Below are 12,623 nucleotides of genomic sequence, written 5' to 3' on the forward strand. Positions count from 1 at the left end.
TGGTGCTGGTGATCCACTCACAGAATCGATCCCATACGTTGGCGCTTGAGCGCTGTTGTAAGGTTGCTGTCATGGTTTTATAAGTGCGGTTAGTTATTTATTAATCAGGCGGTTTTGTTTTTGCCTGTGAAACTACTTTACAATGCTTTACATTTTTTAATCAAGTTTTTTACTTCACTAAAGCTGATGAGTTCTATCAGCTTTACTTATTTAAAGGTAAGTTGTTAGGGCAGGTGTTTGAGCGGTTTGTAAAACAAGTATCAGTGATGGTTCGGGGGCTTTTAGAAAAAGCACTATGTCCTCAAACGCTGGATAAACTATTTTAGGACTTACGCACTGTACAAATGCGTCGTAATGTGTATTAAGGATATTGAGGAAGTTTTCAGGCTTTAATGATCCTGCGATGCCTACGGCGGTAAACTACGCAAAGTCACCCCATCAGACATTGCCTACACCCTCTAAACTTGTCTCCCCTGCGTCTTCGTTGAATGCTCTCAATCCCTACAAGGGTCTAATCTACTCGTTCAAACTCAGACTAGAATTAGAATGGACGTGACGTTCTCTAGTAGCCAAAGTGCCAGACTCTTTGCCATTGCGCGATCGCTATCTTGCCTTAATTGATGAAATTATCGAAACCACCCTCAAGGGCAAAATTAGCTCTGTGGAGATGGTGTATCAAATGCTGCTTAAAGGAATTACTTCCGGTACAGGAGAAGTCTTTGAGTTAGCTTTGAGCGATCGCTTGAATGCTCTCCAAAATCAAGTCGATAGTGAAAAAGACGAACTCAAAAAAGCTAAGGCTACTCGAAGTTTGAGAGCCATTAAAACTATTCAAAGTCAATGGCAACGTTGGCAAGAGCAAAACAAAACCACAGAAGCGATCGCCTCATCAGTTACAGAAATTACCACATCTGCGGCAGATGAGCGTCTAGCGGTATTTTTACGGGTTACCGATCCCAATCAGAAGTCTCCGCTAAATTTGCAACAGCTACAGCAATTATCAAAAGCATTACAGCAATTTGCTCAGGCAGATGCTGACTTACAACAATTTTCCGAAGGTATTACCCGTGGTTTAGATTCTTGGGGGCGATTGCAAGACAACTTGCTCAGTTGGATGTACGAGCAAAAAGAATCTTTGGGATTTGGCGGCGTACCCGGAGAACGTGGCCCTTGGGCAAGTTGGGCCAAACAACTCAACAGTGAGTTACCCAAAGCACTGCTTCGCACCTTAGCTATGGAAGAATCTGCAATAGAGTTTGCCGAGCGACAACGGGGAATTACCCTTAGAGATTGGGTGGAAATGGCATTGATTTTACAGTTCTTGCAACGGGGACTAATTAACTGGTTTGACCAACAAGCTTACGATATTAAGGCCGGGCCAAAGTTGTCAATTTCCACCTTTTTAACCTTTGCAGTAATTTGGAGTCAGTTAGCAAGTGGTTTTAGGAGCATTGGCACAGTATACAGCGATACCTGTTCTCAAATCATGCTCCAAATTTTGCGAACCTTTGCCCAGCGTCCGTATTTCCCCTTTTACGGCGGGATTTTTGCCTCTTTTACTGGCACTTATTTGCGAGATGCCCTAGATTATTTGGATGAACCATTGCGACGAGGCGAGGGAACCCAAGAAAAGGCGCGAATTTTGACCCTTTTAGGTTATTCTCAGAGGGCTTTAGGACAATACCAGCGCTCTATTGATTTTCATCAGCAAGCATTAGAGATAGCCAGAAATGCAGGCGATCGCACCTGTGAAATTGCCAATCTCAACCACCTCAGCCGCACTTATGTGCAACAGCAAAATTATGCTGAGGCAATTAACTACAGTCAACGAGCATTGATACTGAGTCGGCAAGCAGGCGATAGAACAGGAGAAGCAAACGCGCTAGTAAATTTAGGTTACAGCGAAGTGATGCAGGCTCAGGAATTAGAAAATCTAGAACCCGAAACCTATGAATCAGCAATTAATTATTTAGAACAAGGTTTAAAATTATCAGAAAAATTAGGCGATATTCAAAGCAAAGCCTTATGTGTCAGCAGCTTAGGAATTGCCTATTTAGTAATTGGAGAACACCAAACTGCAATTAAATATCTTGAAGATGGCTTTAAAACAGCCCAAGTTTCCGGCGATTTATATCTCCAAGGGCGTAACTTAGCTTATTTAGCAGAAGCTTATTATCATCTCCAAAATTCGGAAAAAACTGTTTACACAGGCTGCTTGGGAATGTATCTTTTAGAGCAAATTGCTTCTCGTGAGTGGCGACAACCAGCAGCATTACTGACAATTTTACAAAGACAAATCGGGGCAGAAGCTTTCCAAAAATTATTACAGCAACATCGCCCGAAAATTATTGCAGTTATTGGTGTGGATGGGTACGATCACATTCCGCAATTGTTAGAAGAATAAGTAAGTGAGCCAAATTAAATATAAAACCTCACCCTCTATCCGGCTTCCCTCTCCTTACTAAGGAGAGGGATTGAGGGTGAGGTTTTTTCTTATGTTTAATTTAATTACGTCTACCTACTTATAAACCTAACACCAAGCCTATTTTCGTATATTCAGAAAGTTTGCTTCTTATCTGTTTGGTAAGCCTGCAATAGATATTCACCATTGAAATGAATCAAATGAGTTGCATCTTCAGCAACCCAAACATCTGTTTCCCAAGCAATCTCTGCCAGATATGCCATCATTGCCTTACGGCTGAGAAATGTTGTTATCATCACCAGAGGTATTTGGATATCTTTGAATAAGACTTGAAGTTCCTTCTTGCGTTTAGGATTAATTGGGCCATGTGAGGTTACAGCTTCAATCAACACCAACCAGTTATTTGTTGAGAAGTGAATAATCACATCTGGCATTTTGCCGTGGGAATCGATGTTAACGCCTAAATCTGCCAATGCTGCTTCATCGAAGTGGGCGAACTTTTCATCTGTATCGCCAATATAGATTAGCTTTCCGCTAGGAGTAAAACGAGGAGCAAAATCATTAATAATTTTTTCAATCAGAATATTCTGACCACCTGGCGATAAAGTTTTAATTTCTCCGTCAATTACTATAGGAATACGTGACATTTGGCGCTCTTGAGAATATTGTTTTTTCAGAGTTTCAACTGAAGTAAGATAGGTGCAAAAACTGCGCGGTGTAATCGCTATAAATTCCCCACTTGGTTTTAGAAGTTGCGCTGTTGCAGCCATAAAACCAGTATACAGTGTAGGGGCAATTCATGAATTGTCCCTACCTGAATATAAGGGTTTTGTCTATTGTTTACGTAAGCTCGGTATTTATTAAACGAACCGCAAAAGCGAGTGCATCTCCAAGAGTTGGACGCAAAGGAAGAGAGGCATCAAGTAATTAGTGCAAGTTTATTTACACAATACTTAAAGAAGTCCTGCTGATTCATATAATCGTTTGAGCATTGCTGAAATCTTCGGGCCATAATCCAAATCTGCTGACCACCGCCCTGATAGCTGATCAATTAATGGCGCAATTCCCCGCGTCACAAAGCGAAACCTTGGATCTACTACTTCTTGTACCAAAGGTTCTAAACTAGCGTAAGCTTTCAAATGTTGGATGTGCGCCCTCACTCCAATTCTGGCACTTGGAAAAGATGCAGCCTCCGAACCACCACCGATCGCACCTAAGCCGGCAAAATTATTTTGCTCAGGTTTTATATCACCACCAAACCGTAAAAATCCAGTTTCTATACACATTTGGCAAAAGGCAATATCATAGTTTACTCCTTCTATACTTGCTTCTTCTCGATAAAGTTTTGGGATGTCAGGAAAGCTTACTAAAGCATTTTCATTATTGTTTCTCAAAAATAATTGTAACTGGACTTCAGAAGTATTACCATTCGACATCACCCGCGAAAATTGACCAGGGCAAACCACCAAATTCGATCGCAAGCTAACAGTCCGCGTTGCCGCATTCCAACTGACTGCAACATTAAAATCTCGCAGTTCGATCGCTTTGACATAAACTACTTTGTGATAGGTAATCCTGTTGACATTAGCTGTTTTTGAAAGGTCAATCCGCAAAAGGTCTACTAAATCAATGGGGATGTAAGCATTACCATTAACTAAAACTCCTTGCTCTGAGTAATTTTGTCCATTAATATTAATATTAATTGGCGGATAATTTGTTTCTGTCGGAGTTCCAGAAGTGGGGTCAATTACACGACTCCAAGTCACCAATCCATCGACAATTCCCAAAGCAAAATCGCGGCGACGAGTTTGCAGCAAAGCCCGATCATCTGGATTGCTGAGAAACGCCACTTGCATCACCAAAGCTGGAAAAGTTGTCTGGCGACAGAATGCTAAACTACCTAAACCACTATCTGTATCTGGCTTGACTCCCCGATTCGGTAATTGGGGTACGCGGCGCAACAACCCCACTAGCAATTGTTCAGCATTACTTCTGCGATCGCTATTATTAGCAATGTAGAAGACGCTAGCCCCACGCACAGAAGGGCTGTTAGCGGCATTAGATTCAATCTCTAGGGCGACATCACCCCGGCGGCCACGGGAATTGATCCAGGTGATAGTTTGGGCGGCACTCAAGTCATCAGGGACTGCCAAAATTTCCACATTCCGCGCCCTCAGTTCCGTGACAATCAAATCCCGCAGCAAAATCATTTCTTTAGCTTCAGTTGTACCACCTGCGATCGCACCTGGATCTATCCCTCTAGCTTCTTTACCTCCGTGAGCCGCTGAAATAAAAATACGCCCCATTTTAAGTATTTCCTCTGATAAAATTAAATGTAAAATTGTATAGATGATTCTTGGTCTAGCAACAAGAATATAATAGCCATCAGAAGTGTTTTGTCATTTATCCTTTGGTATTTCTCCAAAGTTAATGTTCAGGGAGTAGGAAAAATGAGGGAGATGAGGGAGAAGAACTATTAATTATTGCCCAATGACCAATGACCAATGACAAATAACTAAGTATATGCAAATCCCCCGCTTGCACCCAGACACAATTGAGGAAGTTAAACTACGGGCTGATATTGTAGATGTCGTATCAGAATACGTAGTTTTACGCAAACGCGGGAAAGATTTCGTCGGTTTGTGTCCCTTCCACGATGAAAAATCTCCCAGTTTTACCGTCAGCCAGACCAAGCAAATGTACTATTGCTTCGGCTGTCAAGCTGGGGGAAATGCCATTAAGTTTGTCATGGAATTGGGAAAGCGTTCTTTTGCTGATGTGGTGCTGGATTTAGCACGACGTTACCAAGTACCTGTGCAAACCCTCTTACCCGAACAACGCCAAGAATTACAGCGTCAGCTATCTTTGCGTGAGCAGTTATATGAAGTTTTGGCAACGTCCGCCCAGTTTTATCAACACGCCCTCAGACAATCTCAAGGGCAACAGGCACTTCAATATTTACAATCTAACCGTAAACTCAAAGAAGAAACAATACAGCAATTTGGTTTAGGTTATGCCCCCGCAGGTTGGGAAACTCTCTACCGTTATTTAGTTGAAGATAAACATTTGCCCGCGCAGATACTAGAAAAAGCGGGATTGATTAAGCCACGATCTTCCGGGGGCGGTTATTATGATGTATTCCGCGATCGCTTGATGATTCCCATTCGTGATGTTCAAGGGCGCGTCATTGCCTTTGGTGGTAGAACCCTGACTGATGAGCAACCTAAATATCTCAATTCACCAGAAACCGAACTTTTTAGTAAAGGTAAAACATTATTTGCCCTCGATCAAGCTAAAGGTGGGATTTCTCAACTCGATCAAGCCGTGGTGGTAGAAGGATATTTTGATGCGATCTCTCTCCACGCTGCTGGTATTAATAACGCCGTCGCCTCTCTCGGTACAGCCTTAAGCTTAGAACAAGTCCGTTTAATATTACGCTACACCGAATCGAAACAATTAGTACTCAACTTTGATGCTGATAAAGCTGGAACCAATGCAGCCGAAAGAGCGATCGGTGAAATTGCCGAACTAGCATACAAAGGCGAAGTTCAACTAAAGGTTCTCAATTTACCCGATGGTAAAGATGCTGATGAATATTTGCATAGCCATACCCCAGAAGATTATGGAGAACTGCTAAAAAATGCGCCACTTTGGTTAGACTGGCAGATTCAGCAAATTATTCAAGATCGTGACTTAAAACAGGCTACTGATTTTGGGCAAGTAACTCAGCAATTAGTCAAATTACTTAAAAATATAGTTAACAGCGATACACGCAACTATTACGTTTCCTACTGTGCAGAAATACTCAGCTTAGGAGATACCAGACTTATACCCCTACGAGTCGAAAATCTGCTAACTCAAATTGCTCCCCCTCCGGCTACATACTCTAAGCCTGTGTCAGCGAAGAAAGCATGGGGGGGTAACAAAGTTTCCCACTCCCCACTCCCCACAGAACGCAGTCTTTTAGAACACGCAGAGGCGTTATTATTGCGAATTTATTTACATTGTCCCGAACAGCGTCAAGTGATTATTGACGAACTAGAGGAGCGAGATTTGCAATTTAGTCTTTCCCACCATCGATTTTTATGGCAACAAATTTTAGAAATTTCATCCGTTGATGGAGAGACGATAAATTTTGCGTCTCAACCAGATTTAATTTCTCGCCTGCAAAACCAGTTCTTAGAATTTGGCAGCGAGATGGGGTTAATTTCCCATTTGTTTCATGTCGATGAAAAAAACCAGAAAGAAATACTTCGGACTCCGCAAGTAGTTCAAGCTGCGATCGCTTGCATGGATTTAGTGATGCTTGAAAAACGCTATCGCCACTTTTTGGAACTATGGCAACAAACCGATCCAGAAGCTGAACCAGAGCGGTATCAATTTTATTATCAGGCTTTCTACGCTGAAAAAATCAAGCTTCAAAAAATAGACCGACAACGGTTATTTTCCATTACAGAATTGTTGTAGTCTAACTCTTGATTAAGTAAATCGGTGAGAATAATCCAAACTATATTAACTAATGTAAAAAATATTGGAATTAGTTTGTAGTGACGGCTTCAGCCCTCACTACAAACCTTTAATTCTTTACAGTCTCCTACTTAAAAGAAAAACCTCACCCTGTCCTATCGGACATCCCTCTCCTTAGTAAGGAGAGGGACAGGTGAAAGCGTAGCTAACCAGGGTGAGGTATCTTAGGGGCTGCACGATAGTAAAGACTTGTGTGTACAGCGTAGCCTTGTAGGGGAAGTTTTCCAGAACCCATGAACAATCAATTTATTGAACAGCTAACAAAGATTAGCGATCGCGTTTAGCAGAACGACGCGATGCAGACGAACGAGCAGCAGGCTTATCGCCATTCGTGGCTGGTGGCGCTGCCTTCCGTTTAGCCGATGTCTGTGGTAAAGGTTTAGGAGTCCGAGCCGGACGCTTATCACCTCCGGGTTTGGCTCTGTGTTGCCGTTCATTTGCGATCGCTTCGGGATTGCTATCGGGGTTAGGCGCAAAACCAGCCACCACTTCCCTTGGCAAGCGCTGCTCAATCAGTTTTTCGATATCTTTCAATAGAGGGTATTCATCGACAGATACCAGCGATACCGCTTCACCTGACGCGCCAGCGCGGCCAGTACGCCCAATGCGATGAACATAATCCTCCGGTACATTGGGTAGATCGAAGTTTACTACATGGGGCAGGTCGCTGATATCAAGACCCCTTGCAGCAATATCTGTCGCCACCAATACCTGTAAGCTACCATTTTTGAACTTTGCCAGAGCATTAGTACGCACTGGTTGGCTCTTATTCCCGTGGATTGCCAGTGCTTGAATACGGTCTTCGCCCAACTGCTTAACCAAACGGTCAGCACCATACTTAGTACGGGTGAACACTAGCACTTGATACCAATTATCTCGCCGAATCAGGTGAGCAAGTAATTGGCGTTTCTTGTCACGGTCTACTTGATAAACTTTCTGGGCGATCGTCTCGGCGGTAACGTTGCGGCGTGCTACCTCAATCATCGTCGGGTTATTAAGTAGACCGGCGGCGAGTGCCTTAATTTTGTCCGAGAAAGTAGCAAAGAATAATAAATTTTGTCGCTTTTTGGGCAATAGTGAGAGAATGCGGCGGATATCATGAATAAAGCCCATGTCCAGCATTCGATCTGCTTCATCTAGTACCAAAACCTCAATATGCGATAGGTTCAGCGTCCCCTGCTGTACATGGTCTAACAGTCGCCCTGGAGTAGCGACTAGAATATCGACTTGGTTCTTCAAACGCTGTTTTTGCAGATTAATACCGACTCCGCCGAACATCACCATTGAGTTTAGCTGCAAGTACTTGCCATACTCGCGCACGCTTTCTTCTACCTGTGCAGCGAGTTCACGAGTCGGGGTGAGAATCAGCGCCCGGATCGGCGGGTATCCCTTATATGTACCTTTGATGCTCTTATCAGACGACAACCGATGCAGAAGTGGTAGGGTAAAACTAGCGGTCTTTCCAGTACCAGTTTGTGCGCCAGCTAGCAAATCGCTACCCGACAAGACGGCTGGAATCGCCTGTATTTGAATTGGCGTGGGTTCAGTATACCCGCGTTCGGTAACCGCACGGATAATTTCATTGGACAAGCCGAGATTAGAAAAAGACATAAAACTCCAAAAATAACATCGGCCTGTCGCCAATGGCGGCGTCAGTCTTAGGCGGACGGAGTGAAAAAGCGTTGAAAAGCTGATGGGCAGTAGCGCAAAGACTGAGAGCGAGTGCCGCAGTTCCACATTCTAACAGATTGCAGTCCATTATGTCGTTAAAGTTGCTCTAATTCTGCGTTGTGTTAAATTAGCATTACTTGGAATGTAAAATGTTGAACAATTAGGAGAAATTCGTTATCGCAATCCAAAAGCAACTGATTAATTCACAAATCAAGTCACCTAGTGTCTTCTTGATTGACCATGAGAATAACAATCGTGGTCTGATCGACACCAATGAGGCGCTACAGCTAGCCGAGAGCTTAGAGCTTGACTTAGTTGTAGTCTCCCAAGGTAAAGAGGCTCCAATCGCCAAGATTCTCAACTATGGCAAGCTTCAATATCAAAAGAAAAAACGTCAGAGCCAGAGTGCTAGACCCACGGTAAAGGAAGTTCGATTTGGTCTAAACGTGGGCGTGGCTGATTACAATTTACGCATCCAACAAGCAGGTGAATGGTTGAGTAAAGGCGATTCAGTCAAGTTTGCCATCCGTTTACGAGGCCGAGAACATCAATATCGTGACAAAGCGGGAGAACTGCTAGATCGAATTGCAAATGATCTCAGTCAAGTAGGTAAAATCCAGTCGCTGGATAAACGCGCACTTGTTGTTCAAGTGATTCCTGCCTAGTTAATCTTGCGATCGCTAGAGGATATATTTGTAACAGCTTGTAAGGAACGACAAAAGCTGGAGGCAACACTGTAGCTTCTATGGAAAAAACATTGACATTCTCCCCACTGAACATAGCAAGGGGATTTTTCCCTGTCCAATATTGGAGATGGGCTTGTCCTAAGCATATAAAATAGTAGACAACCCTGTACAATAAGGTAAAACTTTGTACAGGGTTTTGTTTTATGTATAAACCGCATGGATTTGCAAAATAACTGACAATTCAGGTAATCTGGAAAACCTCACTTCAACGAAGAGGCAGGGGGAAATGATCCCTGACTCCTGCCGTGTAGCAAAGCGGAACATGTTCTTAAGTCCCCCACTTCTCCACCAGTGGTTCAAGTGAGGGTAGGGTTGAATCCCAATTCTTTTCTATCCCCCTTGCTCCCCGCTCCCTGCTCCCCCAAAAAAGCCTGGTCACTTGCATAACCAAGCTTTTAACTATCTTAATCAATCAAGGAAGGTAGAGCCGTTTGATGGCAACCTATTAGTTAGCAGGTTGTTCTAAATTAACTTTGACAACTTTGTTCTTTTCTTGCTCAGTTTTAGGCAGTATCAGATTCAAGATGCCATCTTTATAATCTGCCGTAACGTTAGTATTTTGAATCCGAGCAGATAGAGGAACTACGCGTTGAAATTTACCGTAATGAAACTCACTTTTGGTAACACCTTTTTCTTCAGTTTTAGTTTCAGACTTCCGCTCACCACTCACGTAAACTGCGTTTTCTGTGACTTGCACATCCAGGTCTTTAGCTTCTATTCCTGGTAGTTCTAGCTTTAGATGAATAGCATTTTCAGTTTCTTGTATTTCAGCAGCAGGAACTTTGCTGAAGCCTTTGTCCAAGAATGCAGATGGTACTCTGGTCTCTTCAAATAAATTATTGAGTTGACGTTGTAGAGTGTCAATTTCTCTCCAAGGGTTCCAACGAACTAGTGTCATAATAACTCTTCCTCGCATCAATTAGCTTTTGTTTAATCAGCTTTGCACTTCAATTGGTTTACATATTTATATTATTTAGAGTTAAACATGCTGTAAATTCGGTTATTAACACCAACCGATTGATGATTACCGTCCTAAACTAGACATAAAAAAAATTACGGTTTCCCCTAATTTGTATGTTCGGTCAATCCGAATATACAAATAGATTCAATCATTGTTAACCAATAGATATGCTATTGAAGGATATAATAAACCACACCTAGTTTGCATATTCAAAATTAATATAACTCTTGTGGTGTAGGGCGATTTGCCCGCCCTAATTATGCAAGTTAAATGTAGAACAGCTTAGTACAGAAATGTGATGCCTGGGTTGAGCTACCCCCTGCCTACCCTGCTTATCCGAACCCTATTGAGGCTACCCCTAAAACTGAGTAACAGCGCTGCATAAATTTTTAGATTACCCCAGTTAAATATATATCTGTTCAAGTTTGTCCTAAACTTTGCTGTCGATTTATTTTTTCAGTCCTTGCGCTCAATTAGCTCACCCGAATGGGTGAGGAATAACCCAACTGCTCAGGTGACCTGAGTGCAGGAAGTTGAAACTGATAAAAAATAAGACTCTATTACTTAATAACACTAATTGCACTTTACTCTAACTAAGGATAACCCTATGAAATTTTCCATCTTGATTGATTCTATACTCATTGTTAGTTCAATTGCTTTATTACCTGGAATCGGTGGCGCTCAAATAGCTACTAATAATAGTGGCGAACCTATAGCTATCAACTCTAAGAATTTACTCGCTCATTTTATGAACGTCAGCTACCTCAAACCTTTTGATGCTGCATTCCTAGCTTATCAAGGTAACCTGAAAGCACAGGGTATCCCTAGTGGTAGTGCTTTGGTTTCTCAATACCAAACAGGAAGCCTGACTGCACTAGATGTGGTTAAGGCTGCTGTCAACGCTAAAAAGTTACCAGCAGAAGCTTTGAATGATACAGATTACCTAAATGCCGTCCAGTCGCAGATGACATCATTAGGCAACACTAATAATTTATCTTACTAAGTACAGAGTTCCAGAGGTTCGTAAGGGATTTATAAAATGCTTTACTATCATCTCGTTGCTTTGATAAGAAAATGCTTCACAAAGGAGGAAAAGCTGCTGTCTTCCCCGTCAGCATCATCCCATTACCAAAAAATACTTTAACCCCTTCAACCTTGGAGGGGTTTTTAGTTGGTGCTACGCTTGCTTTAGCGTCGCCCCCTTTTTGCAAAGCGCCTTTTCATATTTGATGCGATCGCTCCTCGCCCCGCGCAGTCCATTTGAACGCCTAGCTTTTACTTCTGGAATTTATATAGCAATATTTTTTATTTTTCCCAGGTGCGTAGGCGTAGCCCGTTGTTCGCGTAGCGTCTGGCAGAGAAAACATCGCTTCTACAGTCGCATACCATATCACACAGTTGAAAAAATGGTCGGGTAATAAATTATTTACTGTTCTATCAAATTAACGTTGTTAAATGACTCAGCAGGTGCAGTTTTCACCTCCAAGCTGTGTTAGATATTGTGGCGCAAAACAGGAGTATAGATACGTTGCTAAAGCTTTCTCCAGAATCTCCTTTATTTATTGTATTAATTATTATTAGTTTTCTAGTAGTAACTTTGTCAACTTGGTTATCATCTAAACCATTCGTTTTAAAACCATTTGGTCTTAATGATATTATCCAGTTACTCACCTTACAATTATTTATTTCTTTGTTGCTAGAGCGTTCTTTAGAAGTTTTTATAACTACTTGGCGCGGCCCATTTGTCGAACAATTAGATATTAGTATTCAGCAAAAAAAGGCTTTATTGTCGGAAAAGATAAGACTTATGGAAGTACAACAGAACCAATTCCCTTCTTTAGAATCCAATCAAAGCAGTGGACTCCCACCTGAAGGAATGAGTTTAGAACAGCAAATCATCCAAAATTTTACACAAAACCAACAAGAACCATTAAAAATATTCAAACCACAAATTGATGATATAAATGAAAAAGAGCAGCAAAAAACAGCATATAAATCTGATACACGAATAATTGCTCTGTGGACATCTCTTTTATTCGGTCTTTTAATGAGTGCAATAGGTATTCGCTCAATCGAACCACTTGTAGTTATTGATTTAGATAATCCAATACAAGTAGTTATTTTCCGTTGTTTAGATGCATTGCTGACAGGAGGTTTAATTGCAGGAGGTAGCGAAGGAATTCATAAGATAATAAAAGTTTTTATCGATTTTATGGAAGCTACATCTAAACAAATCAAAAATCAGTAATTATCTTCATTCAACGAAGTATTTTTCTACCACATATTACAAATATTA

Annotated in this window: 10 protein-coding genes; 5 read left to right on the top strand and 5 right to left on the bottom strand. The window is 41.8% G+C overall.

What is annotated here, in order from left to right; genetic code table 11:
• The first annotated feature begins 574 nt into the window (after nucleotides 1-574).
• The gene (locus tag V7K73_RS06755) at nucleotides 575-2,404 is read left to right on the top strand and encodes a tetratricopeptide repeat protein (RefSeq protein ID WP_334878332.1); all 1,830 of its coding nucleotides are present in this window, start codon (nucleotides 575-577) and stop codon (nucleotides 2,402-2,404) included.
• Nucleotides 2,405-2,556: 152 nt separating this feature from the next.
• On the opposite strand, the gene V7K73_RS06760 is transcribed toward V7K73_RS06755, so the two are convergent.
• Both V7K73_RS06760 and tftA read right to left on the bottom strand, forming a co-directional pair.
• A complete protein-coding gene (locus V7K73_RS06760; RefSeq protein ID WP_334878334.1) occupies nucleotides 2,557-3,192 on the bottom strand; it encodes a BsuBI/PstI family type II restriction endonuclease in 636 nt (211 codons plus the stop codon).
• Between the two features lie 183 nt (nucleotides 3,193-3,375).
• Nucleotides 3,376-4,728 (bottom strand): hormogonium tapered terminus morphoprotein TftA, encoded by a 1,353-nt coding sequence (tftA, locus tag V7K73_RS06765; protein WP_334878336.1) that lies wholly within the window; start codon nucleotides 4,726-4,728, stop codon nucleotides 3,376-3,378.
• A 217-nt stretch (nucleotides 4,729-4,945) separates the two neighbouring features.
• Between tftA and dnaG the strand changes: the two genes are divergently transcribed.
• Entirely contained in the window at nucleotides 4,946-6,889 is a 1,944-nt protein-coding gene (gene dnaG / locus V7K73_RS06770; RefSeq protein WP_334878338.1) for a DNA primase, read from the top strand.
• Nucleotides 6,890-7,216: 327 nt separating this feature from the next.
• Here dnaG and V7K73_RS06775 read toward each other — a convergent pair whose 3' ends face one another.
• Together V7K73_RS06775 and V7K73_RS06780 are read right to left on the bottom strand one after the other, a co-directional pair.
• Nucleotides 7,217-8,560 carry a DEAD/DEAH box helicase gene (locus V7K73_RS06775; RefSeq protein WP_334878340.1) on the bottom strand — a complete coding sequence of 448 codons (1,344 nt, stop codon included), beginning with the start codon at nucleotides 8,558-8,560 and terminating at the stop codon, nucleotides 7,217-7,219.
• On the bottom strand, nucleotides 8,547-8,708 hold the full coding sequence (locus tag V7K73_RS06780) for a hypothetical protein (RefSeq protein ID WP_334878342.1): 162 nt from the start codon (nucleotides 8,706-8,708) through the stop codon (nucleotides 8,547-8,549). Before V7K73_RS06780 ends, V7K73_RS06775 begins: the two co-directional genes overlap by 14 nt.
• 109 nt (nucleotides 8,709-8,817) lie before the next feature.
• On the opposite strand from V7K73_RS06780, the gene infC reads away from it, so the two are divergent.
• The gene (infC, locus tag V7K73_RS06785; protein WP_225892454.1) at nucleotides 8,818-9,285 is read left to right on the top strand and encodes a translation initiation factor IF-3; all 468 of its coding nucleotides are present in this window, start codon (nucleotides 8,818-8,820) and stop codon (nucleotides 9,283-9,285) included.
• Nucleotides 9,286-9,811: 526 nt separating this feature from the next.
• On the opposite strand, the gene V7K73_RS06790 is transcribed toward infC, so the two are convergent.
• Nucleotides 9,812-10,264 (bottom strand): Hsp20/alpha crystallin family protein, encoded by a 453-nt coding sequence (locus V7K73_RS06790; RefSeq protein WP_334878344.1) that lies wholly within the window; start codon nucleotides 10,262-10,264, stop codon nucleotides 9,812-9,814.
• Nucleotides 10,265-10,934: 670 nt separating this feature from the next.
• Between V7K73_RS06790 and V7K73_RS06795 the strand changes: the two genes are divergently transcribed.
• Complete coding sequence (locus V7K73_RS06795) at nucleotides 10,935-11,330, top strand: hypothetical protein (protein ID WP_334878345.1); 396 nt, start codon at nucleotides 10,935-10,937, stop codon at nucleotides 11,328-11,330.
• Between the two features lie 486 nt (nucleotides 11,331-11,816).
• On the top strand, nucleotides 11,817-12,575 hold the full coding sequence (locus tag V7K73_RS06800; RefSeq protein ID WP_334878347.1) for a hypothetical protein: 759 nt from the start codon (nucleotides 11,817-11,819) through the stop codon (nucleotides 12,573-12,575).
• Nucleotides 12,576-12,623: the final 48 nt, after the last annotated feature.

It is taken from the genome of Nostoc sp., from assembly GCF_036916975.1.
In the GTDB taxonomy this organism is placed as follows: Bacteria; Cyanobacteriota; Cyanobacteriia; order Cyanobacteriales; family Nostocaceae; genus Nostoc.

Coding starts and splice junctions, on each gene's coding strand:
- V7K73_RS06760 (WP_334878334.1), bottom strand. CDS start 3,192: ATGGCTGCAACAGCGCAACTTCTAAAACCAAGTGGGGAATTTATAGCG.
- tftA (WP_334878336.1), bottom strand. CDS start 4,728: ATGGGGCGTATTTTTATTTCAGCGGCTCACGGAGGTAAAGAAGCTAGA.
- dnaG (WP_334878338.1), top strand. CDS start 4,946: ATGCAAATCCCCCGCTTGCACCCAGACACAATTGAGGAAGTTAAACTA.
- V7K73_RS06775 (WP_334878340.1), bottom strand. CDS start 8,560: ATGTCTTTTTCTAATCTCGGCTTGTCCAATGAAATTATCCGTGCGGTT.
- V7K73_RS06780 (WP_334878342.1), bottom strand. CDS start 8,708: ATGGACTGCAATCTGTTAGAATGTGGAACTGCGGCACTCGCTCTCAGT.
- V7K73_RS06790 (WP_334878344.1), bottom strand. CDS start 10,264: ATGACACTAGTTCGTTGGAACCCTTGGAGAGAAATTGACACTCTACAA.
- V7K73_RS06795 (WP_334878345.1), top strand. CDS start 10,935: ATGAAATTTTCCATCTTGATTGATTCTATACTCATTGTTAGTTCAATT.